We start from the raw sequence: 23,384 nt of genomic DNA, 5'->3' as shown, positions 1-23,384 counted from the left end.
GACCGGCTCAGTTTCTCAGCGTGGCCTCAGCACCCGCCGCGCACGGTGGGGTCATCGCCACCGCGCACCGAGCAGTGGCAGCAGAGAAAGGATGCCCTTCAGATGAAGGCCACCAAGACCGCCAAGCACATCGCCGTTGTCGGCGCGACCGCCCTGATCGGCATCGGCGCCGCGATCGGCACCGCCAACGCTACCGACGGCGACTCCGACAAGGCAGCGACCAAGGCCGAGAAGGTCGAGGGCGCCGAGCCCACCCAGCCGGGCGCCGAGCCCACCCAGCCCGGAGCCAAGCCCACACACCCCGCGGGCACCGTGATCCAGAGCGACGGCACGGTGTCCACGATTGTCGACCCCGATGACGGCGGCAAGGAGACAGAGAACGGCACCCCGGCCCAGCAGGACGGCAAGGGCTCCGCGCCAAGAAGTAGCCCCACTCCCACGGGGTACGGCCACCTCGGCCGTGCCCCGTCCCGTGGAGCACTGCCGCCCAGGAGGATCTGTACGCCTGTCGCCCCGCCGCCTGCCGCGACCGCGAGATCGTCACCTTCACCTACCGCAGCAGCGGCGGCGGCGAGACCGGACAACGCCGTGTGGAGCCGCACGCACTGGTCGCCGCCGACCCGGTCTGGTACTTCGTCGCCTACGACACCGGGCACGACCAGTGGCGTCTCTTCCGCGTCGACCGGCTCACCGACCCCACCCCCACCGGCCACCGCGCCGGCCACCGTGAGCTGCCCGCCCCCGACGCGGCCGCCTACGTCGCCGAGCGACTGGCCGCCGCGCCCGCCCGCTACACCTTCCACGCCACCGTCCCCGCCGACGCCGAGACCGTCCGCGCCCGCACCTACTCCCTCCCCGAGCGCGTACGCCCCCTCGACGAGACCACCAGCATCCTCGACCTCGCCGCCGACAACCCCCACCACATCGCCGAACAACTCCTCGGCATCGACCTCGGCCCTGCCCACACCATCCACGGCACCCCCGAACTCGCCCCACACCTGGAACAGTTGGGCAACCGCCCGCTCCGCGCCGCCCACGCCCTCACCCGAGACGACCGCCACAGCGAACAGCGCGCAGAGCCGGACACCAGGCACGATCCGTAGACGGAACTTCCGCTTCGAGCACGTCTCCCGCAACCTCGAACCGGGCACCCACACCCCCAACCTCAGCGCCACCCTCAAAGCAGGGCCGGACACCAGAGATCGGGAGGGAAATGCCACGCTCCCGAGACAAGGGCCACGACCAGCGACGTGAGACAGCTCTGCCAACTGCAGGTCACAACGTCGGTCTGTGCTGCGGGAATTCAGATCCCACACAGGCTACGGCGGGACTGGAGGGGTGGGCAGGCCGAACGCCTACCGCGGCGCGACGGACGGGGCCGCGCCCGTCGGGCCCGCCGCCATTCACCGTCCGCCCAGCAGGGTGTGGCGCTGAGGCCGCTGCGGGCGAGGGGCGGCCCGCGGGAGCAGGCCGGCGACGAGTAAAGACAGGTGACCACCTCACGCGCATGCTGCAGCCTCGGTGACTACCTCCCCCATTCGGTGACGAGGGCAGCAAACCCCGAGAAGTCGTTGATCCGCCCCGTGGGCTCGGCGACGTGCTGCTCGAAGGGTTCACGCAGGGACGCCAGGACAGGCTCGACCTGGGCGTCAGGATCAGCAACGCCGCCACAACGGCTACATGCTCGGTGCAACGCAAAACGGCCCGCGCTCCTGGCGAGTTCACGCCGAGGGTGCGGGCCCGTCGTGGTCAGCCTTGCGAGCTGATACGGCCGCGCATGGCATGCACGCTGGTCATGGCTGCAGCCATCCAGAAGCACGCCCCAGACACCGCAATCTGAGCCGGTGCGTGAAGGAGCAGAGCCAGAACACACACAACGGCAAAGACGATGACGCCACAGGCTATCGACGTGGTGTCACGCCAGGCGGGTGTCGTAGGTCTGCCTACGAAAAACAGGACCCCGATAGACAGGAGCACCAACAGGGCTCCGCTGTAGATGAGCCACGAGCTGCTCAAAGCCATTCTCCGATCGCGTTGCTGTTGTTACTACTTGCAGTGCCCACCGGAGTACTGGCCAGGGATGAATATCCCAGCCGCGAACTTGACCTTGATGCACTTCTTGGCGTTCTTCGCCTTGAGCGCCGTCGTGGTGATGACCGCGGCGTGTGCACCCCAGTAGATGTTCAGACCCGGCGGGAGGAACCCCGAGACCACACCGGACAGAGCGCCGTTGTCAGCGATCGCCTTGGTCTCCTTCTTGTTGAAGTACGCAGTGCCCGTCACGATGCCCCACGTCATCTTGGGGTCGGCGACCACCGGGAATGCGGTCCCCTCGCCGGTCTCAATGGTCTGGATGAGATCGGTGCCATCCAGCTTGTAACTGGCGGGAACGCTCTTGCCGTTCGCGTCCTTGGCCCACGGCGCGTCGATCGTGGCAACCGGGACGTGAATGCCCTCGCCGGCCTCGCGAGTGATCTCGAAGCCGCCCTGGCCGTCTTCGGTGATGCTCGCGTCCTGCGGGAGGTCGAGCTGGAAACGGTGGGTCTCGGCGGCCTTGTCATCCTTGAGCGTGACCAGGGTGCGGACTCCACCGTCCTTGGTCGGCTGCACGGCGATGTCCGTCGCGGCAGCGGCGTCGGGGTAAATCACGGTGCCCGATCCAGCCTTGACTCCGACAACGTCCTTGGCGCCCGGCAGGGTGAGGCCGAAGGAAGAGCCGTTGTCGTCAGCGGCGTGGAGGGCGCCGTTCGCCTTCTCCGGTGCAATGACCGTGAGGGCAGCCCCGTCCGTAGCGGTAACTGCCTTGGCCGGCGTGCCCGGAGCCGCCGTTGACGCAGCGATGTCGGCCGTCCCCGTGGCAGATTCCACGACAGCGGCAGCCTGGGCCGCGCTGTCCGAAGACGTGGTGGCGGTGGCGGCGTTGGCCGGGATCGCGGAGGCGAAGAGCGCTGCCCCGACAGTGGCGGATACAGCAGCAAGGGAGAGCTTGCTGAACTGGCGACGGTGTGTGCTGTTCTGCACGCGCCGTACTCCTTTGAACGTGCTTTTCAGGCATAGCTCGCAACCCAGCCCTGTAAGGGCGATGGGCGTTTGCCGGGCCTTGTGATCAAGATCGACTCCATCACACACAGAAGGGACACGCTGTGGCGAGAGTCATAAATTTGCCCCAAACCTTCCCCGGATCCAAGGGTTTCCACATACGTAACCTCTTAATCTCAGGTTCCGAGTAGAAGCAACCTGCGATGCCACAGATCCGTCAGAGGCCGCACACTTCCACTCCGGCGGCTCCGCTCTCCGAGCAGGCAGCACCCCCGGTCCAGAATCCGCAGCGGCAACCAGTGAAGCTTCTGGGCCGTCAGCGGCGAAGGCACGCATCGCCGTGGCCGTTCGGCTCTATGAGCAACGCGAAGCCTTGCAGGATCACTGCCGTTCGGAGCACTAGCTTCGTGACGACCTGGCGGAGGCTGGGCGCACTTGGGGCAGTGCTTTCGAGCGGGTCACGCTGATGGGCGGTGACGACGCTGTCGAATCAGGCCACGATCTAAGGGCTTATCCGGTGTCCTCCCCACCGGCGCGGGGGTGTTCCGTCGATCGGGTCCCTCTTGGACGGCACCGGCAGCCTCTGTCCTGTGGCGGCGAACCTTGACCGATTGCCGGCGGAGTCTGGTGACGGGGCGGTTTCGTGTCGCCGATGCTTGACCGGACGGTATTCCGCAGTCCGCGCCGGGCGGCGCGGCTAGCGTGGTGTGGTGTCGTCGGCTTTGAACGGGCGGCCGTGGCCGGGCACGATCAGGTCCGCGGCGGTCAGTACCCGGAGCCGGGAGGCGCGCAACACGTCACGGTCGGGGGCTACCGGGTCGTCCGCCGGGCCGTCCGCGTGCCACCACAGGTCACCGGCGAAGGCGATCACGCCCGAGTCCGTTCCCGCCAGCAGGGTGATGTCTTCGGTGCTGTGGCCCGGGGTGCGGATCAGGCGGAGCGACGGGGTGAGTTCGTAGCCCTCCGCATCACGGTTCCTCCACTGATTGCCGAGGTATTCCACCTTGTGGTCGTGTACCCGGGCCCGCCCGAACAGGCCCACGTTCATGGTGTTGTCCGGGTGGTGGTGGCTGAGCACCACGTCGGTGATGTCGTCGGGGCCCAGCCCCAACTCCTGCAGCGGGGCGAGGATGTGGTCGCGGCTGGCCACCATGCCCGGGTCGAAGATCACATGGCGGCCGGCGTCGGATATGTAGGAGACGGTGGCGGCGACTCCGGGGCCGGTGGAGCCGACATATCCGGTGGTCAGGATCGTGTATGCGGCGCTGCGGCCGAGCGGTGCGTCTGTCATGGCCCTAATCCTTCCGGGCAGGCCGATCGTCCACGAGTGGCACAGCTGCCACTGATCGCAGGATTGCTGCCATACTGCGCGGGTGTCTGCCTTCGTGAGCGTCGCCGCGTACGCCCCGCCGGGAGTGGGCATGCTCGCCGTCGGCATCGTCAGCGAGGTGTTCGGCCCGCACGGCGCGCTGCTGCCCGGCTTCGACTTCGCCCTGTGCACCGAGCGGCCCGGGCCGGTGCCCACCGACCTCGGGGTGCCGCTGACCATCACGCACGGCCTGGACCGGCTCGCCTCGGCCGATCTGGTGATCGCCCTGCCCTGGGCCGGGTTTCGCACACCACCGGCTCCCGCCGTGCTCGATGCGCTCTCGGCCGCCCACGAGCGCGGCGCGCTGGTCGCGGCCCACTGCGTCGGCGCTTTCGCGCTCGCCGCCGCCGGACTGCTCGACGGCCGGCGGGCCACCACCCACTGGCGGTTCGCCGAACTGCTCGCCCGCCGCCACACCAAGGTCACCGTGGAACCCGACGCCCTGTACGTCGACGAGGGACGCATCATCACCGGCGCGGGAGCCGCCGCGGGCTTCGATCTGTGCCTGCACCTGCTGAGGCGGGAGCACGGCGCGGCGATGGCCAACACGGTTGCCCGGGATGTGGTGCTGCCCTCCCACCGCGACGGCGGGCAGGCCCAGTACCTGGCCGCCCCGGTCCCCGAGGACTGCCGCGATGAGCGTCTGGCCGAGGTACTGGCGTGGGCCCGCGCAAACCTCCACCAGCCGCTTCCTGTCGCGGAACTGGCCCGCCGCGCGGTGATGAGCAAACGCTCCTTCGCCCGCCGCTTCACCGCCGCGACCGGCACCACCCCCCACGCCTGGCTGCGGAACCTGCGTCTGAGCAGCGCCGAAGAGCTCCTGGAGACCACCGACCTGCCCATCGAGGAAATCGCCCACCGCGTCGGATACCAAAGCGCGGCCGTCCTGCGCGAACACTTCGTACGCCGCCGCGGAGTACCACCCCGCTCCTACCGCCGCTCCTTCACCAACACCCCCTAACGAACAAGGCAAGGCAACGCCGTTCCGAGCAAGGCCGCCTCCCACCCCCGCAGAAACCTGGCTGCGGCACAAGCTGCAGATGGCACGGACCCCCGGTCGCTGGGCATGGCCAAACCGTCAGGGACTTCGCGGGTGCCCTCGCTTGCTGAGTCCGATGGGCATGTGAAGCCGATGGAGGTGGGCAGCGGTTCTCCCGGCGGGAGCAGGCGGTCTTCAGCGGCCGGTGCACGGGTCAGCGTCGGCAGGCACCGGCTTGGTGTCCGCCGCCACGCAGGAGGAATACACCCGCGACGGCGTGGGCCTCGGCTCCGTTTCCGGCCTCGCGCCGATGACGATGAACGCCCCGGCACCGACGACGGTCAGCCCTGCCAACGCGGCGAGCCAGGCACCGCGGCTCACCGATCGACCCCGAAATGGTTACGGAGCTCCTCGCGGCAGTCGTCGCCGGCCGCGCCCCGGACACGTGAGAAAGCCAGCACTCCGTCTTCCTCGCCTTCCTGCCTTGCCTTGGCCAGCTGCATCTCGATGTCCGCGATGTACTGGGCACACTCGGCGCTGACGGGCTTCTCGGACGACTGGTCCGGCGCCGACGAAGCGTTCAGTCCGGCGGTGACGGCGAGGCCGACCGCGCACAGCACCACCCACACGACGCCCCAGGTACGGCGGTTCATCGGTATCGGCTTGGGCACCACAGCATCCTACGAGCACCACGGCAGGCCGCAGCCGATGCACGAGACTTCCTCATCAACTAGACCTCAGCCCACCGCCGTTCCATCTCAACCGCCCGCCTGGCGCCCCGCCGGGCCCGACGCGGCACAGCTCAAGGGGCTACTTGCCGTGCCCGGCCCCGAGCGGGCTCGTGAGGAACCTCTGGCACGCGACGGTGGTGGGGGCCGCGGGGCAGGCCGCTACGCGGGGTGTGTCTCTCCCGGGCCAAGGCCGCCTCCTGCCCGTACCAGCGCAAGGGATGCACCGGGCTGCTCGGACGACTGGGCACGCCGTTCAGAACCTGTCTTCAATCCGCTCGGCCCGGCCCGCGTGGGGTCCGCCTCCTGGCGAGGTTCAGACTGTCCGAGTGAGCACTAGGCCCTGTCCGATGGGTCGTGTGACTCCCGTGGGAGGCAGATCGTTTCGGTCAGTATGGGGCGAGGCGATCTAACTGATGACGAGTGGGCTGATCAATGGGATTCTGTTCCGGCAGCGCACCGGTCTGCCGTGGCGGGATCTGCCGCCAGCAGACGCCGCAGGCCCTCACGGCACCGCTCCGACGAGGCACTGGGACGTTCCCGGGGCGGGCTGAACTGCAAGATCCATCTGGCTGGTGAGGGCGCTTGCCGCCCGCTTGCCTTCGTCATCACACCCGGACAGTGGGGCGACGCGCCTCAGTTGATCTCTGTGATGGAACAGATCCGTGTTCCTCGGCCGATAGGCGGCCGCCCACGCACACGGCCCGACCGCCTCGGAGGCGACAAAGCGTACTCGTCTCTCCGTAATAGAAGCTGTCTACGGCGGCGCCAGATCAAGCACACGATTCCGGAGCGGAAAGACCAGCGGGCTAACCGTCGGCGCCGCGGAAGCAAGGGTGGTCGGCCTGTCCCTTTCGACAAGGAGATCTACCGGCGTCGCAATGAAGTCGAGCGGACGATCAATCGGCTCAAGACCTTTCGCACGGTCGCAACTCGCTGTGACAAGAGGGCCTACGTGTTTTGCGGGACGGTCGCCGCCGCCGCGATCCGGCTCTGGCTGCACCCATAACCGCCGCCGCGGCACGTGGCCGGTTCGCGTCCTGTTCATCCTCCGTGATCCTCCCGAAAGATGGGGGCTTGCCGGGAAAGCGCACCTGTCGAGTGAGGAATCCACGATGGCCTGGACCACGATGGGCACCACGACACCGCAGCAGGGCTCCGGGGACCGGAGCCCCGAGGAGATCACGGCGCTGCTCGCCGGGGCCGCCGACCCGGAGCAGCGGCTGGCCGTCCACCAGGAGCTCTACGGTGACGTGACCAACCTCGCCACGGCGGAGAACGTGCTGGTCTATCCCTCGCTGCGGGACAACGTCTACGACAGGCTCGGCGTCCTCGAGCAGAAAGACGTCAAGTACGCCCCGTCGTACGGCAGCCCGGACCTCCGCCACAACATCGCGGAAATGCTGCGCCCGATGCTCGCCCCGGACCTGAAGAGCGAGGACATCTTCGGCACATCGGGTGCGTCGGCCGCCCTGGAGTGCCTGGCATTCGCGCTCAAGGACGGCGGGATCCTGCGGAGCGGCGACCGGGTGCTGCTGCCCGCCCCCTACTGGCAGGGCTTCAACTGGTGTTTCGAGCAACGGCCCGAACTGGTCACCGTTCCCGTTCATCTCCAGGAGAGGGGCGACGAGAACTTCGAGCTCACCCTGGCAGATCTGCAACACGCCTACCGGACCCAGCCGGAGCCGCCGAAGCTGCTCGTCCTCACCAACCCCAACAATCCGCTGGGCGAGAACTACGGCAAGGACCTGCTGGAGAGCATCTACCGGTGGGTGCTCGACGAGACGGGCATGCACATCATCTCCGACGAGATATACGCCCACTCCCAACTCGCGGGGTCCCAGCCGGAGTTCGTCAGCGCCCTGGCGCTGGACGCCTACCAGAACGACCCGGAGGCGAAGAACCGGGTGCACGTCGTATATTCATTCGCCAAGGACTTCGGGATGTCGGGCTTCAAGGCCGGAGTCGTGATCTCCAAGTCGCCGGTGGTCCATCAGGCCATGCAGGGCGTCAAGGACAAGCAGAACTCCTTCTCCTGGTTCAGCCCGTTCGACTCGCTCAAGCACTTCGTCATCGGGAAGATGCTGGAGACGACCAGCGACGGCAAGAGCTATCCGCTCGAGCTGATGAAGCAGTACCGGGGCTGGCTGACGACCGCATTCCAGGAAACCCGCCGTGCCCTCGATGACGGCGGGATCCCGTACCGCTACCGCGAAGGGCAGAACGCGGCGCAGTTCTTCTGGCTCGACCTGCGTGCCTACCTGCCGCCGACGGGCACGGTGATCCCGCCGGAGATCGGGCCGCACTTCCCGCAACTCGACCGCGTGCCGGAGCCGTTCGCCGAGAAGAGCGCGGAGGCCGAGAAGAAGGGGACGGTCACCCTGCCGATCCTCTTCCCGAACATCTCCAGCGAGGAGGAGTGGCTGCGCTGGTACGTCGCCACGTACGCCCAGGTGCAGTTGCTCCCCGGGCAACTCCTGTCGTGCGCCGAGCCGGGCTATTTCCGGCTGTGCTACACGGCCGTCGACACCGGCGAAGTCATCGCGTCGGTAAGGAGGATCGCGGACCTCCTGGCTCCGTGGGGGAACGGCGGCCGCTGACGCGCCCGGTGCAGGGGGCGGCCGGTGAGACGGGCACCCGGTCCGCCCCGACCCGCCCATTCCAGCTGGCCCACCGCCGACACGCCTGTTTCGCCCTCTGCACCCAGCCCACCGCAAGGGGGCTGCCGATCTCATCGTCCCGCAGCAGCAGACGCTCCAAGCACCCCAAGACCCACCGGACAGGCCCTAGCGTGTGCGCCTGTGGCTGACATCTTTGAACTCATGCTGACGCTGGACCTGCGCGACGAACTGTCGGAAGAGGAGCTCGCCGAGCTCCGTTGGCACCTCGGGCTGGGTCCCCAACCCGAGGTCCTCCGCATCGTGCCCAATTTTCCGTTTGTGGTGGAGGACGATCACGGGGAACTCGTCGTCGAGGATCATCCTGAGCCTCTTCTGGGCCACCACGGCGAGGCCGCCAAGGTAGACGGTGCCCTTGTCTCGGTCCTGCTGCACAAGCAGGACACCCGACGTGACGCCTGGGCCCTGACCAGTCGTCAGGAGATCCACCCTGACGCCTTCGAGGCCGCTGGTGAACTCCTCACGTGGCTCGCGAACAAGGCGGGTGACTTTCACCGAAACCCCGATGGCAGCGTCAACCTGGGGTGGACCCGGTTCTACGAGGAGCGGCAGCCCAAGCCGTTGGTAGTGCGTGACGGCCTGGTCATCTGGCCGTCGTAGCCGGCGCGTCAATGAGATCAACTGAGGTCCAAGGATGGGCTCTCAGACCACTCAGATGCCGAGGCTCTGGAGGGTCTCCTTCACCAGACGGTTGCCCTGGGGGGCGTACCAAGAGGTGTAGGACGACAGCTTCGCGACCGCCGCAGCCAGCCACTCGGGATCGCCGAGCCGGTCCAGCGCTTTCGCCTCTGCGAGTTGGTCGAACAGAGCCTTCAGCACGATGGCGTGGCCGCCTGTGTAGCGGCCCTCGTGGTGGGTGTACCGCACCGACCAGTGCTCATAGGGGTGGCGCAGGATGCCGTACAGGGAACAGCCGTCCCGGCCCATGTCCGAGCCGGGTGCGAAGGAGCCGACGAGGCCCCCGAAGCGGGTGAGGTGCCAGTTCCGGTAGCCGACCCGCGCCTTCAGTTCCACGAACCGGGACCACGGGGTGACAGACCGAGGCACCGGCTCGCTCGCGCCGCAGTGCTGGAGGCCCTCCGGCGTGAGAACCACATGCAGGCCGTCCTTGCGGTTCGGGTCCCCGATCACCCATCGGTCCCCCATCAGTCCCAGCGGCCCCAGGTGCTGCGCCATGGCGTTCCCTCCGGTTCTGCGATCGGCCCGAAACGGAACATAGCTCGGATGGCATTGAGGGTTCCCTCGACGCGGCGGGCGGTGGGCAGCCCGCGTCGCCGACGCGCTGCTCGCCACGGACGTCCTCGACCTGGCGGGGCGTCCGGTGGACGAGCTGTCGGGCGGCGGCCGGCGGCAGCGGGCGTGGATCGCCAGGCGCCATGGGGTGACGTCTGATCGCGTCGAAGTGAGCAGCAATCCGCTTGGGCCTGCCTACTTTTGACGTATGGAGAATGTGTCGCGTGATCTCGTTGTGCCGGACGGCGCGAATCCGCTGCTTCGGCTCTCGCTGGAGCAGCTGCGGCGTCGTACGAGCATGAAGTGGCGTACGTATCCGGACGACGTGCTGCCGCTGTGGGTGGCCGAGATGGATGTCCCGCTGGCGGAGCCGGTCGCCGAGGCGATCACGGACGCCGTGGCGCTCGGTGACACCGGCTATCCCGCCGGGACGGCCTACGCCGATGCGCTGGGCGAATTCGCCCGCAAACGGTGGGGGTGGGACGGGCTGTCCGTCGAGCGCACGGCGATCGTGCCCGATGTGATGCTCGGCATCGTCGAAATGCTCAAACTGACCTCCAAGCCCGGCGACCCCGTCATCGTCAACTGTCCCGTGTACCCGCCCTTCTACCAGTTCGTCGGAAACCTGGACCGGCCCGTCGTCGAGGCGCCCCTGGGGCCAGGCCTGCGGATCGACTTCGCCGTGCTGGAGGACGTGTTCCAGCGATCGGCGCAGGGAGCGAACCGGCCGGTGTATCTGCTGTGCAGCCCGCACAATCCGACCGGGACCGTGCACACCGCCGCCGAGTTGACGCGGGTCGCGCGCCTGGCACGGGAGCATGGCGTGCGCGTCGTAGTGGATGAGATCCATGCCCCGATCGTGGCGGCGAGCGCTTCTTTCGTCCCCTTCCTGAGCGTGCCTGGAGCGGAGAACGGGCTGTCCCTGATGTCGGCGTCAAAGGCCTGGAACCTGGCCGGGCTCAAGGCCGCCCTCGCGATCGCGGGCCCCGAAGCCGCCGACGACCTCGCCCGTATCCCCGAAGAGGTCAGCCACGGCCCCAGCCATCTCGGCATCATCGCCCACACCGCGGCCCTGCGGGACGGAGGCGACTGGCTCGACGCTCTGCTCTCCGGCCTCGATGACAACCGTCGGCTACTGGCCGCTCTGCTGGCCGAGCACCTGCCCGCCATCGGCTACACGCCCGCCCAGGGCACCTTCCTGGCCTGGCTGGACTGCCGGAAGCTGGGCCTGGATCGCGACCCGGCCGAGGCCTTCCTGCAGCGCGGCCGCGTCGCCCTGAACTCCGGGAGAGCCTTTGGAACCGGCGGCGAGGGCTTCGTCCGCCTCAATGTGGCCGCCTCGCCGGCAGTGATCACCGAGGCGGTCCGGCGGATGGCCTCGGCCGTCGTCTGAGCGCGGGCGCCACCGCCGCAAGAGGCCCTGGCAGGCAGGGTCGCCGCCGAGGGACTGCTGCACGAACGAGCCGGACGATTGCCCGAAGTGGCCCCCCGGACGGCCAGGATGTAGCCCTTGGTGCTGCCGATAACGCGCTGGCGCCCCGCTCCGTGCCTGCGGCTCGGCGGGTCCGGTAGGGCGCGTAGATCAGTCCGCTGTCGAAGGCGCGCTCCTCGACCAACTCGAGGTCGAGGCGCACGCCTTCGGGGAAGAACCGCTTGCCGCCGCCGACCACGCTCGTGGTGATGAACAGGTGGTACTCGTCCACCAGGCCGGCCGCGATCGCCTGGGCCGCGAGGTTCGGACCTCCGCCGCCTCGGCGTAGCCGCCGAGCGAGGTGATCATCGAGTAGATGAGCTTTGCCATGCGTCTCCTTCGGGTACGGGCGCGTCAGCCTGTCGGCGGTCCTGCATGGGCTGTGACGTCCGCGCGACCCTGAACTCATCGATCGGCCGGTCTGTCGGCCGGTTCCGTCAACCGCCAGATCCCGGAGGAAGCGCTCGGGCGGCGTTGCCCGGTTCAGAACCGATGTGGCGAGAAGGTGCCCTCCGTCTGGAGTCCCAGGTCAGTAAGGCACTTTCGCGCTTCCGTATCGACGACAGCCACACCCGAAAGAAACGGCAAGGCTAGGGGCGCTGCTTCAAGCGGTCCACGATCGCCCAGTCCACCACGTGCGACAACTGGATGTACGTCTTGTCGCCGGACGCCGATGTCCGCTCGTCCCGGAAGCCCAGGAACTCATAGGACTCCGGATCGAAGATGAGGTACTTGCCCTTCGCGAACGGACTCTTGGGGTAAGCGATCCCCACCCCAGTGCGCCCGGCAGAGTCCTTCACCCCCGGAATCGCTTTGACCCCGGGCACCAGGGCCAGCGCCTCGTACGCGGCCGGACGCAGTCCCTGGGGCAGCACCGGCCACTTCAGGAGCTCGCCGAGCATGAAGTAGGCGTCGTACCAATCGTGTGTGGTGAAGTCGCTGATCGGCTTGCTGGACGTTCCGACGCCGATGATTTTCGGGATGAGCTTCTTCGGGTGGGTGGGCAGCTTCTTCAGCTTGCTCCACTCCCGGGGCGGCCACACGCCCTCGCCCTTCCCCATGGGCTCCTCCCAGATCACCCGGCCGAGTTCCATGGTCAAGGAGCGCTTGGAGCCGTCCACCGAGTCCCAGTTCACGTCCTCGTAGGTCTTGACCGCGCCGGTCTTGCGCTCCGTCTCCTTGATGACCCGCTTCGAGTAGATGAACTGGTCGTCGCGCGGCGCCACGGTCTTCTCGTGCTTGCCCGTCTGCGCTGCTGCCCCGTTCAGTACCGTTGCGGCACTGACGTTGCCCATCCGCGGGGTCGCCGTGCCCGATCGGCGGTCGGCACGGTCGGGGCGACCGCCCTCGTCTGCGCCGCCCTCGGTGATCAGTACCGCCGTTCCCGTCACCGCCACAGCGGCCACGGCGGCTGTCGCGAGGCGGAGCGCGTGGCGGCGGCTGGGGGCGGCGTCGGTGCGCCGTTCCGCGCGCGCCATCGTGTTCAGCAGTCGGTGGCGGGCCTTCGCCCGGGCCGGTTCGGTGAGCGGGGCCGCGTCCGCGTCCCAGTCCCGCAGGAGTTCGAGTTCGTCACTCATGGCCGGATACCTCTCGCAGTGTCGTTGGATCGGATCCGCCCAGCGCTTCGCGTAGCTTGCCGCGAGCCCGGTGCAGCCGTGATCTGACCGTGCCGATGGGGACACCGAGTGCCTGGGCCACCTCCTCGTAGCCGAGACCGCCCCACGCAACCAGCAGCAGCACGTCCCGGTGCCGCGCGGGCAGTGCGGCCAGTGCCGCTGCCAGCTCGCGGCCTACGGCCTGCGCCCCCACCCGGGCCGCAGCACGGTCGGCCAGCGGCTCCTCGTGATCGGCCGGAGCCGGGATGCGGGCCAGGGCTTTGAAGCGGCGCGCCTCGGCCCGCCGGTGTCGGCCGACCAGATTGGTCGCTATGCCGAACAGCCAGGGCCGGGCGCCGTCGCCCGTGGCTCGCGAGGGGTCGTAACGGTGCCGATGCTGGAAAGCAGTGGTGAAGGTCTCCGCCATGAGGTCGTCGGCCGGCTCGCCGCCGAGCCTGCGAGCCAAGTAGCGATGTACCTCTTCCGCGTATCGGTCGAAGAGCACAGCGAATGCCTCGGGCTCGTCCCGGGACCGCGCAATCACCGAGGCATCACTCTCCGCCCCCGTGCGGACGCCTGGCGGCTCGACGGTCATCGGGGCTCCTCTCGTTCAAGGGAACATGCTTCGAAGGTTTGGGCTTTCATCTCTCCTTCGCCGCTCGCCCCTGGCGAGTTCCCTCGGGCTCCTGGCCCCCGGAGCGTGTATCGAAAGCAGCTCTTGAGCACGAGGTGATCATGGTTCGTGGTGCGTGGCCCGGCAAGCCGCACGTGCACCACCCGCACTCCACCATCAGCGCCATCAGCAAAGACGGCGAAGACCAGCACATACGCCGTCCGGCGCCTGGCCGACCCAACTCGCAGCCGGCTCTCCACGTCCTCAGCGCATCATGGTTGCGGCCATCGTGCGGCGAATGCAGGGAAACGGACCAGGTCAGCCATCTCAGGTACTGCCCTGCCCAGCCAACTCAATGGCACGGCCGTTTCTGCGAGTTGGAGCCTCCGGACCGGGCCGGGCTGCCGGACGGGTGCGCGAGACGTACGTGAGACGATCGGGAAACAGGCCACAGGGGGAGGAATTTCATGGGCGGCAAGGGCCGGCTGCATGTCAGTGCGGAACTGGCGGGGGTGCTGGAGCGGATCGACGCGCTCGGCGGGATGCTCGATGAACGGGCCGATGCCGCCGAGGAGTTGGGGAGACTGCCGGAGGACACGGCGCGGGCTCTGCTGGACACGGGGATCGTACGGGCCGAGCTCCCGCTGAGCCTGGGCGGATACGAGTTCGCGCCCCGGCAGCTGATCGAGACGGCGGAGCGGGTGAGCTACCACGACGCCGCGGCCGGGTGGACCATGTTCGCACTGCAGATGATGACCGGGACCACCGCGGCGTACCTCGCCGGGGACGCGGCGGCCGAACTGTTCCCCGACGTGCCGAACGGGAAGTACGCGCTGCTCTCCGGGCACGGCACACGCCCCGGCCGGGCCGTCCCGGTGGAGGGCGGCTACCGGGTCAGCGGCCAGTGGCAGTTCGCCTCCGGGATGGCGCACGCCACCCACATCCACAGTGCGATCCAGGTCGAGGGCACCGGTGAGCTGCGGGTCCTCGCGATGCCGAAGTCGCAGGTCACCCTGGACGGCAACTGGGACGTGCTCGGGCTGCGCGCGACACACAGCATCGACTACCACTGCACCGATGTGTACGTACCGCACGAGTACACCTACGTCGCGACCACGGACACCCCGGTCAACGGCGGCGCCGTCTACCGCCTCGGCCTGGTCAACATGTCAGCGATCGGGCACACGGGCTGGGCCCTCGGCGTCGGCCGGCGGCTCCTGGACGAGCTGAAGCGGATCGCCGCGGCGCGGACCGGTTCGCGGGGCGCCGCGGTCGACACCTCGCAGTTCCACGCCGAGTACGCGACGGCGGAGGCCAGGCTTCGGGCAGCCCGGGCCTGGGTGAACGACGTCTGGCAGGACGTCGAACAGACCCTGGACCAGGGTGAGTTGCCGAGCACGGAGCAGGACACCCTGATCCGTCTCGTGCTCCATCACACGACCTCGACCGTGTACGAGGTGGGCCGCACCGTGCACCGCTGGGCCGGCTCGGCGGCGATCCGCCGCGGCCCCATCGACCGCTTCCTGCGCGACCTCGGCACGGGCACGCAGCACATCACGTCGAGCCCGGTCGTGCTCCAGAACTGCGGCAAGTGGCTGAGCGGCGCCCAGCCCGATGCCCGGTGGAGTTTCCTCGACCTGACCTGACCTGACCATCCGGGGCCGGCGAGCGGGGCCCCGACCACCTGAGGCCGGCCCGCGTCCAGGCCAGCCAGCGCCAAGTCAGCAGTTGGAGGGTGGTTCTGGTCGCCCGGCGCGGCGTGCGACGCGTGCGCGGCGGGCAGGATGCGGTGGGCACAGACAAGGGGGCAGGGGCATGGCCGTATACATGCGGGAGCAGGAACTGGCGGGGCTGCGCTGGCTCGTGGTGAGCGGAGCAGGCCGAGAGGTGTTCCATGCGCTCGGGGCAGCCGCACGGGACAGTGTCCGGAAACTTGTGGATTCGCCCGACGAGGACGACGGCCTGCAGAGGTGGCTGTGGAGTGCCGCGGGCAAGGAGCACTTCGGACGGCTTGTGGGGGCCACGAGCCGCAGTTGCGGACCTCAGCTGGCAGAGCTCGCAGCGCTGGCCGACGGAAGCGGCGTCGACTTCGAGGAACTGCTGGTGATGAACCTGCGGGGGGATCTCGGCGTGGAGGACGGCACTGGGTGCAGCGATCTGGGCTGGCGGTCTGAGACGGCGTTCGTGGCACACAACGAGGACGGCTCTCCGCCGGCGACGGTCACTTGATGCTTGTCACGCTGGCCATCGATGGGCAGGCCCCGGTGACCGCCTTGTGGTATCCCGGATTTCTCACCGCGAACGCATTCACTGCCACCGGCGACGGCCTGGTCTGGGGTGTCAACCACATCCCCGTCGTACGCCCCGGCCTCACCGGCGCGGGGCGGCACTTCGTCGCCAGGGCCATGCAACAGGCGCCGACACTGGACGCCGCCGTGGCCCATCTGCGCGCCCATCCCAGCGCCGGCGGCTACGCCTACACCATCGGCGAACGCGCCAGCGGCCGGGTCGCCGTGGTGGAAGCCGTCGCCGGTCACGTCACGGTGACCGAGGCGGGGCCCACTCAGCCTCTGCGCTGGCACACCAACCACCTGCGCCACCGGTCCGACCCCGCCGATGCCCCAGCGCTCCTCGGTGACAGCCCGGCGGCCCGCGCCCACGCCTCCCGCTACCAGGAGAGCCTGGCCCGCGGCCGGGCTCTGGCAGCCCTTGAACCGCCCGGCGGAGCCCCCGCCACCCCCTGGTTCATGGAACCACTCACCTCGGCCCCTCTGCCGCACGGCGTGCACCGCACAGCGGCAGGTGCCGACCCGCTCATGACCTTGTGCACCCTGATCGCCGACCTGTCCAGTGGAAGCGTCACGCTGCGCGGCCGCAGCGGGGAGACCGGACAGCTCGCGTTGTCGGCCTTCATCCGAGGCACCATGCTCGTCACTGACCGAGCCCGACCCACGGACGAGCTGGGTGTGTCCGACTCTGATGCTCAGAATCGGCCGACTGGTTGGTTCTGACCGCCCTTCGTGAAGGATCACCTCGGCGCTGGCCGTGAGTGAGTGCTTTCGCCGGCAAAGCCCCCGCAGCTCAGGCCGGTGCGCGGTGCTGGGTGGCCTGGACGCGAGCGGCCCGCCCTGCTCACCAGCTACGACGCCGAGCGTCGCCCAGTCGGCGTGGAGGTCGTCGGCCGGACCGTGCGGCACGCCACCCACGGCATCGAGGCCGACCCCGACGATCCGCGGACCGTGATGATCCGCGAGGCCCAGCTGCTCGTCGACTATCGGGGCGGCCCGCTGGCCCGCGCCCCGTACGGACCGCCCGACGCGCCCCTGCCCGGCGACCGGGGCCCGGACTGCACCGGGCTGAAGGGGCCCTTGGCCACCTACCCGTTGCGCCTACTCGACGTCCTGCGTGGCCGATCCACACCGAACGTCGCCGACACCCTGGCCGATCCCGGATACCGCGACGCCGCCGGGGAATTCGCCCGGCTCTACCGCCCGGACGGCCCGACCGGCTTCGTCATCCGCCCCGAAAACGTCGGCACCATCCCGGGCAAGCCGAAACCCATCCGGATCTCCGCCGCGTCCGCCCCCGAGGCCGGCACAGCGCTAGCGTTGGGTCCCATGATCGTATGGCTCAACGGCACCCACGGCGCAGGCAAGACGACGACCAGTGCGCTCGTGCAGCAACTGATCCCGGATTCACGGGTGTTCGACGCCGAGAAGGTCGGCGAGACGCTCATGGACATCACGCCGGGGCTGCCCGGGACGGACAACTTCCAGCACTGGCCGCCGTGGCGGCCGCTCGTCGTCGAGACCGCCCGCCGCGTGCTCGACTACACCGGCGGCACTCTGGTGATGCCCATGACGGTCCTGGTCGAGGAGTACTGGCGCGAGATCAGCACAGGCCTAGCCCACCATGCCATCCCTGTACGGCACTTCGTCCTCCACGCCGACCAGGACACCCTCCGCGGGCGCATCGCGGGAGACACGGATCTTGGCCCCAACTCCCCCTTCCGCCTCAAATACCTCAAGCCCTACGCCGAGGCAGCCCGCACCTGGCTGCACAGTGAGGCCGAGGTCGTCGACACCACGCACCTCACGCCCGCCCAGGCCGCCCAGCAGATCGCAGAGGCGGTCAAGAGTTGAGGGCCGCCCGGCTCACCAGGTCTTGCCGGCCTGCTCTCCGATCGTGCGGTTGATCCGGTTGAAGAAGTTGGTCAGCGCGATCTCCAGGATGATCGCGTTCAGCTGCTCCTCGCCGAAGTGATCGGCGGCGGCGTCCCAGATCTCGTCGGTCACGCCCGGTGCGCCGTCCTGGAGCCGGGTGGCGGCCTCGGTCAGGGCGAGGGCCGCACGTTCCTGGTCGGTGTAGAAGGGCGTCTCGCGCCACGCGACCACGTTGTGCAGCCGCTCGTCTGTCTCACCGGCCTTCTTCGCCGCCTCGATCGAGGCGAAGACGCACGGGCTGCAGCCGTTGATCTGGCTCGTACGCAGATGGATCAGCGACAGCAGGTGCTTGTCGGCGCCCCCGGCGTGAATCGCCTTGTAGAGGTGCTGGATCGCTGTGATCACGTCGGGGTTCGCCGGGCTTGTCACACGTGCTTCCATCGGTGCTGCTCCTTCATCGGTTACCTGCGCCCCTTCGGGCCCGTCATACCCACGACGGAGCAGAGCCGAGGAAGGTAACCAGATGTCCGACACCAGTCCGACGGACCCGATGGCCGAGGCGTACGAGGCGTTCGAGGCCCAGCGCGACCGGCTGCGCGCGGTCGCCCACCGCATGCTCGGATCGCACGCGGATGCCGAGGACGTGGTCCAGGAGGCGTGGCTGCGTCTCTCCCGCCAGGACGCGGCGACCATCCACAACCTCGCCGGCTGGCTGACCACGGTGGTCGGCCGGATCAGCCTCGATGTCCTGCGATCTCGCCAGGCCCGCCCGGAGGCGTCCTACGACGAGGGCCTGTCCGAGCTCGTGGTGACGCTCGACGACGGTCCTGCTCCCGAGGACGACGCGGTGCTCGCCGACTCGGTCGGGCTCGCGCTGCTCGTCGTCCTGGAGTCGCTCGGGCCGAGCGAACGCCTCGCGTTCGTGCTGCACGACCTGTTCGCGGTGCCGTTCGTCGAGATCGGCCAGATCCTCGGCAAGTCCACCGCCGCGACCAAGATGCTCGCCAGCCGCGCCCGCAGGAAGGTACGGGCGCTTGAGCGGCCGACCGGCGTCGGACGGGAGCAGCGAGAGGTGGTTCAGGCCTTCCTCGCGGCGGCTCGTCGCGGCGACTTCGAGGAGCTGCTGCGGGTACTCGACCCCGAGGTGAAACTGACCGTCGACACCCCTTCCGGCGTGGTCGTGGCCCTCGGCGCCACCAAGGTCGCATCGGGCGCGCAACTGTCCGCCGGCGCGGCCGCACAGGGGCGGGCGGTGCTCGTCAACGGCCTTCCGGGGATCGTCTCCTGGCACGAGGACGGCACTCCGCTCTCGGTCCTCGCGTTCAGCGTCGTCGACGGCCGGATCAGCGACATCACGGTCGTGGTCGCCCCGGCCAGGCTCGCGCTGATGGACCTGCCGGATCCGGCTTGAATTGCTGCTAGAAGGTGTAGCGGGTGTGGCTGAACACCTGGCCGTCGTGCCCGAAGCCGTACGCCGTGCCGGGTGCCACCGCGAACAGCAGGTCGTTGCCCTTGCGGATACTGTCACCGAAGCCGTAGAAGGTCCCCTGCGGCGAGGTGATGTGGTCCCCGTACTGCTCCTCGAACGCGGCGATGACCTCGTCCTGCCGCGCCGGATCCGTCACCCGTTCCGCCGTGCCCTCGACCACGATGTCGAGGCCTTCGGAGAGTGAGTTGCGCCCTGTGGTGAGTACGCAGTGGGCATTGCCGGCCAGGTTCTTCGCCTTCTGCTCGCCCGGCCCTGTGCTGAAGTGCAGTGCCCCGTCGTGCCAGGCGGCGATCAGCGGCGTGACGTGCAGCCGGCCGTCCGGCCGGACCGTGGTGATCCAGAAGACCTCGGCGACCCGCAACCCGCGCTGGGCCTCGGCCCAGTCGGTGGCGGTGACGTTCTCCGCTCCCGGGCGCGGGTTGAGCGCGGAGCTGTAGCGGGCGTCGAGCTCGGTCCTGGGCTGCTTCGGCGTCATGCGGAACTCCTTTCCCTCTTCTTGAAACGAAGGCTACGCAGTCCGGCGCCCGACGGCGCGCAGGCCCGGCGGGGCGCAGCACGGCGCATCCAGGCCGTGTCGTCACCGCGCACTGGTCGTGTCATCACCGCGCACTACAGGAACGGCGGGAGCCGTCGGTGCGCCAACTCCCGGCCAGTTTCTCCTTTCTGAGGACAAAGCATGGACGACGCGAGGCCCGCTTCGTACGCTGGGCGTCGCTCTCGTACGGAAGTCAGTGCAAGGCGCGGCCGAATGCCGCCGCCCGCACCACCGGTATGTGCAGGAACTCCACTCCGCGGACGCGGGCGGCCGAGGCGGCCCGGGCCGCCTCGCAGCGCGCAGCAGGAGACAGAGTGACGCCACCTCATGAGCACCCCACGCGCACCACGCGCCCCACGTTCCCATCCCGCATCCGACGGCGTACGCGTCTGAGACGGCGTAGAGCCACCGGGATCCTCCTCGGGCTGCTTATGGCCGGAGGCGCGCTCACCTCGCCGAGCACCGCCGGTGCCGACACCGACGCCGACACCGGCCGGAAACCTTTCGCCGACCTGCCGCCGCAGGAACCCGGCGTCACCCTCCGGGTGTTCGACATCCAGTCGCCGCTCAGCAAGCTCTGCGACCTCAAACCCGCCCAGACCCCCAACGTCGACAAGCTGATCCCCACCGTCGACTGGTCCTCCACCGAAGGCTTCGGGTTCAGCGACAACTTCGTGTCGCAGATCACCGGCAACATCAACGTCCCCGCCGACGGCGCGTACACCTTCCGGCTGATCAGTGATGACGGTTCCCGTCTCTTCATCGGCGACAAGAAGGTCGTCGATCACGACGGACTACACGGCGCCGAGCCCAAGGACGGCGAGATCACGCTCACGCCGGGCTACCACCCCCTGCGCATCGACCACTTCGACCGCAGCTACGACCAGCAGGTCACCCTGCAGTGGAAGCCGCCCGGCGCCGACGCCTTCACCCTCGTACCGAACTCCGTGCTCAGCACCGACGCCGGCGTGGTGCGGGTCACCGCGCCCGGCCGCAAAGAGTGCGAGGGCAGCTACGACACGCCTGGTGACGGTCTGCCGCTGAAGTCCGTCAACCCCGGCTACACCCTGACCGACCTGCGCCCCAAGGGATTTGAGCCGCAGGTCTCCGCGATGGACTGGCTGCCCGACGGCCGGCTCGCGGTGACCACCTGGGGCGGCAGCCAGGAGACCAAGGGCCAGGTGTACGTCCTGGACAACGTCACCGGCGACACCGGTCCTGACAAGGTCACGTACAAGAAGATCGCCGACGGGCTCAAGGAGCCGATGGGCATCAAGTACGTGGACGGGAAGCTGTATGTGTCCGAGAAGCATCAGCTGACCGAGCTCGGCGACATCGACGGGGACAACGACGCGGGCGAGACGCGGAAGATCGCCGAGTGGCCCTACGGCGGGAACTTCCACGAGTTCGCCTTCGGGCTGCTCTACGAAGACGGGAATTTCTATCTGAATCTGTCCGTCGCCATCAACTACGGCGGCGCGACGACCGATCCGCAGCCCGCCGCCAACCGCGGCACCACCATCAAGGTCAACAAGGCGAGCGGGAAGGTCAGTTACCTGGCGGGTGGTCTGCGCACCCCCAACGGCATCGGTCGCGGACCGGACAACGAACTGTTCGTCACCGACAACCAGGGCGGCTGGCTGCCCGCCTCGAAACTCGTACACATCAAGCAGGACCGGTTCTTCAACCACTACACCAATCCTGACGGACCGTTCGACGACAAGAGCGTCACCAAGCCGGTGCTGTGGCTGCCGCAGAACGAGATCGCCAACTCCCCCAGCACTCCCATGACCGTGGAGAAGGGGCCCTTCGCCGGGCAGTTGATGTTCGGCGACGTCACCTACGGCGGGCTGCAGCGCGCCGACCTGGAGAAGGTCGACGGCGAGTTCCAGGGCGCCGTTTTCCGGCACACCCAGGGACTGGAATCCGGCATCACCCGCATCTCCACCGGGCCCGACGGGGCCATCTACACCGGCGGGCTCGGCGCCGACGGCAACTGGGGGCAAGAAGGCAAACTCCGCTTCGGCCTGCAAAAGCTCACCCCGAACGGCAAGACCGCCTTCGACATCAAGACCATGCGCGCCACCCGCGACGGCTTCAAACTCACCTACACCAAACCGCTGTCGGACAAGACCGTCGAGAAACTGACCAGCGGCGCCTACTCCGTCGAGCAGTGGCGCTACGCCCCCACCCCCGCCTACGGCGGCCCCAAGGTCGACGAGGAAGCCCTGCCCGTCACCGGCGCCCGCGTCTCGGATGACCGCCGCACCGTCCACCTGACCATCCCCGGCCTCAAGAGCAACCGGGTGGTGCATGTGCGCTCACCACGCCCCTTCTCCTCCACCGACGACGAGCAACTCTGGTCCACCGAGGCCTGGTACACGCTCAACGCACGCCCGGGCCACGACGAGCCGGTCACCTCCTACGACGCCGAGTCGGCGCGGCTGTCCGGCGGCGCGGACATCGACACCGAGCACGCCGGCTACACCGGCGGCGGCTTCGTCGACGGCATCAAGGACCCCGGCGCGTCCGTCACCTTCGACGTCGAGGCCCCCGCCAAGGGCACCTACACCGTGGGCCTGCGCTACGCCAACGGCCCCCACCCCTCGGCCGGCACCAAGACCCTCGGCGTCAGCGTGAACGGCGGGAAGGCGCGCCAGACGAGCCTCCCCTCGACCGAGACCTGGAAGCGCTGGTCGACCAAGACCGAGCAACTCGCCCTGCGCAAAGGCCACAACACCATCACGTACGCCTACCGGCCCGAAGACACCGGCAACGTCAACCTCGACATGATCGAGGTACGCCGGCCGGGCAGCCGCATCGACCTCTTCTCCGGCGGCAGCACCTCCACCGCCTGGCAGCACACCGACGGCCGCAGCGTCGAATGGCCGCACACGGCAGAGAAGTCGATCGAAGTGTGCTGCGGGGACATCCGCACCAAACAGGCCTTCGGCGACTTCAAACTGCACGCCGAATTCCGCGTACCAAAACTGCCCGACGACGTCACCGGACAAGACCGCGGCAACAGCGGTATCTACCTCCAGGAACGCTACGAGATCCAGATACTCGACTCGTACGGAGTGGAGAAACTCGCCGCGAACGAAGCCGCGTCCATCTACAACAAGAAGGCCGCCGACCACAACGCCTCGACCGCGCCCGAGACTTGGCAGACGTACGACATCACCTTCCGCGCCGCACGCTTCGACGCCGACGGAAAGAAAACCGCCGACGCCAGGATCACCGTGGTGTGGAACGGCAAGAAGGTCCACGACGACGTGGCCGTCGACGGCCCGACCGGCGCGGGCGATCCCGAATCCACGGCAACCGGAGCGATCCGGCTGCAGGACCACGGCAACAAGGTCCGCTTCCGCAATATCTGGATCGAACCGGTCGACTGAAACCAGAGCACTGAACCAGAGCACTGAACCAGAGCACTGAACGAGAGGACCGATCGATCCGGTGCTCTCCGGGCCGTCAAGGCACGACCCGGAG

Annotated in this window: 20 protein-coding genes and 2 pseudogenes; 13 read left to right on the top strand and 9 right to left on the bottom strand. The window is 68.6% G+C overall.

Going from position 1 to position 23,384, the window contains the following annotated elements; genetic code table 11:
- Positions 1-497 precede the first annotated feature (497 nt).
- Positions 498-1,103: a WYL domain-containing protein gene (locus ACFWY6_RS13285; protein ID WP_384688763.1), complete on the top strand. Its 606-nt coding sequence runs from the start codon at positions 498-500 to the stop codon at positions 1,101-1,103.
- A gap of 943 nt (positions 1,104-2,046) precedes the next feature.
- Here the strand turns inward: ACFWY6_RS13285 and ACFWY6_RS13280 are convergent.
- Together ACFWY6_RS13280 and ACFWY6_RS13275 are read right to left on the bottom strand one after the other, a co-directional pair.
- Positions 2,047-3,021 (bottom strand): hypothetical protein, encoded by a 975-nt coding sequence (locus ACFWY6_RS13280; protein ID WP_384688718.1) that lies wholly within the window; start codon positions 3,019-3,021, stop codon positions 2,047-2,049.
- Positions 3,022-3,736: 715 nt separating this feature from the next.
- Positions 3,737-4,330 (bottom strand): MBL fold metallo-hydrolase, encoded by a 594-nt coding sequence (locus ACFWY6_RS13275; RefSeq protein ID WP_384688716.1) that lies wholly within the window; start codon positions 4,328-4,330, stop codon positions 3,737-3,739.
- 130 nt (positions 4,331-4,460) lie between these two features.
- On the opposite strand from ACFWY6_RS13275, the gene ACFWY6_RS13270 reads away from it, so the two are divergent.
- Positions 4,461-5,369 carry a GlxA family transcriptional regulator gene (locus ACFWY6_RS13270; RefSeq protein WP_384688760.1) on the top strand — a complete coding sequence of 303 codons (909 nt, stop codon included), beginning with the start codon at positions 4,461-4,463 and terminating at the stop codon, positions 5,367-5,369.
- Positions 5,370-5,764: 395 nt separating this feature from the next.
- Here ACFWY6_RS13270 and ACFWY6_RS13265 read toward each other — a convergent pair whose 3' ends face one another.
- Positions 5,765-6,058, bottom strand: coding sequence for a hypothetical protein (locus ACFWY6_RS13265; RefSeq protein ID WP_384688713.1), 294 nt, complete (start codon positions 6,056-6,058; stop codon positions 5,765-5,767).
- Positions 6,059-6,509: 451 nt separating this feature from the next.
- Here ACFWY6_RS13265 and ACFWY6_RS13260 point away from each other — a divergent pair, with 451 nt between their 5' ends.
- The 3 genes from ACFWY6_RS13260 to ACFWY6_RS13250 all read left to right on the top strand — a co-directional run bounded on the left by ACFWY6_RS13260 (position 6,510) and on the right by ACFWY6_RS13250 (position 9,393).
- Entirely contained in the window at positions 6,510-7,124 is a 615-nt protein-coding gene (locus tag ACFWY6_RS13260) for an IS5 family transposase (protein WP_384688710.1), read from the top strand.
- 106 nt (positions 7,125-7,230) lie between these two features.
- The gene (locus tag ACFWY6_RS13255) at positions 7,231-8,715 is read left to right on the top strand and encodes an aminotransferase class I/II-fold pyridoxal phosphate-dependent enzyme (protein WP_384688707.1); all 1,485 of its coding nucleotides are present in this window, start codon (positions 7,231-7,233) and stop codon (positions 8,713-8,715) included.
- 201 nt (positions 8,716-8,916) lie between these two features.
- Complete coding sequence (locus tag ACFWY6_RS13250) at positions 8,917-9,393, top strand: hypothetical protein (protein WP_384688704.1); 477 nt, start codon at positions 8,917-8,919, stop codon at positions 9,391-9,393.
- A 51-nt stretch (positions 9,394-9,444) separates the two neighbouring features.
- Here the strand turns inward: ACFWY6_RS13250 and ACFWY6_RS13245 are convergent, their stop codons facing one another.
- The gene (locus ACFWY6_RS13245; RefSeq protein WP_384688701.1) at positions 9,445-9,969 is read right to left on the bottom strand and encodes a hypothetical protein; all 525 of its coding nucleotides are present in this window, start codon (positions 9,967-9,969) and stop codon (positions 9,445-9,447) included.
- Positions 9,970-10,030: 61 nt separating this feature from the next.
- Here ACFWY6_RS13245 and ACFWY6_RS13240 point away from each other — a divergent pair.
- Together ACFWY6_RS13240 and ACFWY6_RS13235 are read left to right on the top strand one after the other, a co-directional pair.
- Positions 10,031-10,162: pseudogene (locus tag ACFWY6_RS13240) on the top strand (ABC transporter ATP-binding protein); the annotation flags it as partial.
- A gap of 72 nt (positions 10,163-10,234) precedes the next feature.
- Positions 10,235-11,419 (top strand): MalY/PatB family protein, encoded by a 1,185-nt coding sequence (locus tag ACFWY6_RS13235; protein ID WP_384688698.1) that lies wholly within the window; start codon positions 10,235-10,237, stop codon positions 11,417-11,419.
- Positions 11,420-11,585: 166 nt separating this feature from the next.
- On the opposite strand, the pseudogene ACFWY6_RS13230 reads toward ACFWY6_RS13235, so the two are convergent.
- From ACFWY6_RS13230 to ACFWY6_RS13220, 3 genes and pseudogenes are all read right to left on the bottom strand, one after another.
- Positions 11,586-11,768, bottom strand: a pseudogene (locus tag ACFWY6_RS13230) (dihydrofolate reductase family protein); the annotation flags it as partial.
- Between the two features lie 319 nt (positions 11,769-12,087).
- On the bottom strand, positions 12,088-13,074 hold the full coding sequence (locus ACFWY6_RS13225; RefSeq protein ID WP_384688695.1) for a CU044_5270 family protein: 987 nt from the start codon (positions 13,072-13,074) through the stop codon (positions 12,088-12,090).
- Entirely contained in the window at positions 13,067-13,687 is a 621-nt protein-coding gene (locus tag ACFWY6_RS13220) for an RNA polymerase sigma factor (RefSeq protein ID WP_384688692.1), read from the bottom strand. Before ACFWY6_RS13220 ends, ACFWY6_RS13225 begins: the two co-directional genes overlap by 8 nt.
- A gap of 485 nt (positions 13,688-14,172) precedes the next feature.
- On the opposite strand from ACFWY6_RS13220, the gene ACFWY6_RS13215 reads away from it, so the two are divergent.
- The 4 genes from ACFWY6_RS13215 (at position 14,173) to ACFWY6_RS13200 (ending at position 17,847) form a co-directional block, all read left to right on the top strand.
- The gene (locus ACFWY6_RS13215) at positions 14,173-15,351 is read left to right on the top strand and encodes an acyl-CoA dehydrogenase family protein (RefSeq protein ID WP_384688689.1); all 1,179 of its coding nucleotides are present in this window, start codon (positions 14,173-14,175) and stop codon (positions 15,349-15,351) included.
- Between the two features lie 169 nt (positions 15,352-15,520).
- Positions 15,521-15,934 (top strand): hypothetical protein, encoded by a 414-nt coding sequence (locus tag ACFWY6_RS13210; RefSeq protein ID WP_384688686.1) that lies wholly within the window; start codon positions 15,521-15,523, stop codon positions 15,932-15,934.
- Positions 15,934-16,716 (top strand): carcinine hydrolase/isopenicillin-N N-acyltransferase family protein, encoded by a 783-nt coding sequence (locus tag ACFWY6_RS13205; RefSeq protein ID WP_384688684.1) that lies wholly within the window; start codon positions 15,934-15,936, stop codon positions 16,714-16,716. The genes ACFWY6_RS13210 and ACFWY6_RS13205 overlap by 1 nt, the downstream gene beginning before the upstream one ends.
- Before the next feature lie 606 nt (positions 16,717-17,322).
- Positions 17,323-17,847 (top strand): ATP-binding protein, encoded by a 525-nt coding sequence (locus ACFWY6_RS13200; protein WP_384688757.1) that lies wholly within the window; start codon positions 17,323-17,325, stop codon positions 17,845-17,847.
- Between the two features lie 12 nt (positions 17,848-17,859).
- Here the strand turns inward: ACFWY6_RS13200 and ACFWY6_RS13195 are convergent, their stop codons facing one another.
- A complete protein-coding gene (locus ACFWY6_RS13195) occupies positions 17,860-18,309 on the bottom strand; it encodes a carboxymuconolactone decarboxylase family protein (protein ID WP_384688681.1) in 450 nt (149 codons plus the stop codon).
- 82 nt (positions 18,310-18,391) lie between these two features.
- Here ACFWY6_RS13195 and ACFWY6_RS13190 point away from each other — a divergent pair, with 82 nt between their 5' ends.
- Positions 18,392-19,279, top strand: coding sequence for a sigma-70 family RNA polymerase sigma factor (locus tag ACFWY6_RS13190; protein WP_384688679.1), 888 nt, complete (start codon positions 18,392-18,394; stop codon positions 19,277-19,279).
- A gap of 7 nt (positions 19,280-19,286) precedes the next feature.
- Here the strand turns inward: ACFWY6_RS13190 and ACFWY6_RS13185 are convergent, their stop codons facing one another.
- The gene (locus ACFWY6_RS13185; RefSeq protein ID WP_384688677.1) at positions 19,287-19,832 is read right to left on the bottom strand and encodes a pyridoxamine 5'-phosphate oxidase family protein; all 546 of its coding nucleotides are present in this window, start codon (positions 19,830-19,832) and stop codon (positions 19,287-19,289) included.
- A gap of 491 nt (positions 19,833-20,323) precedes the next feature.
- On the opposite strand from ACFWY6_RS13185, the gene ACFWY6_RS13180 reads away from it, so the two are divergent.
- The gene (locus ACFWY6_RS13180) at positions 20,324-23,290 is read left to right on the top strand and encodes a family 16 glycoside hydrolase (RefSeq protein ID WP_384688674.1); all 2,967 of its coding nucleotides are present in this window, start codon (positions 20,324-20,326) and stop codon (positions 23,288-23,290) included.
- Positions 23,291-23,384: the final 94 nt, after the last annotated feature.

Source organism: Streptomyces sp. NPDC059037, from assembly GCF_042740015.1.
Classification (GTDB): Bacteria; Actinomycetota; Actinomycetes; order Streptomycetales; family Streptomycetaceae; genus Streptomyces.
The sequence above is the reverse complement of the archived record's forward strand: the minus strand, read 5'-3'. Positions and strand labels throughout refer to the sequence as shown.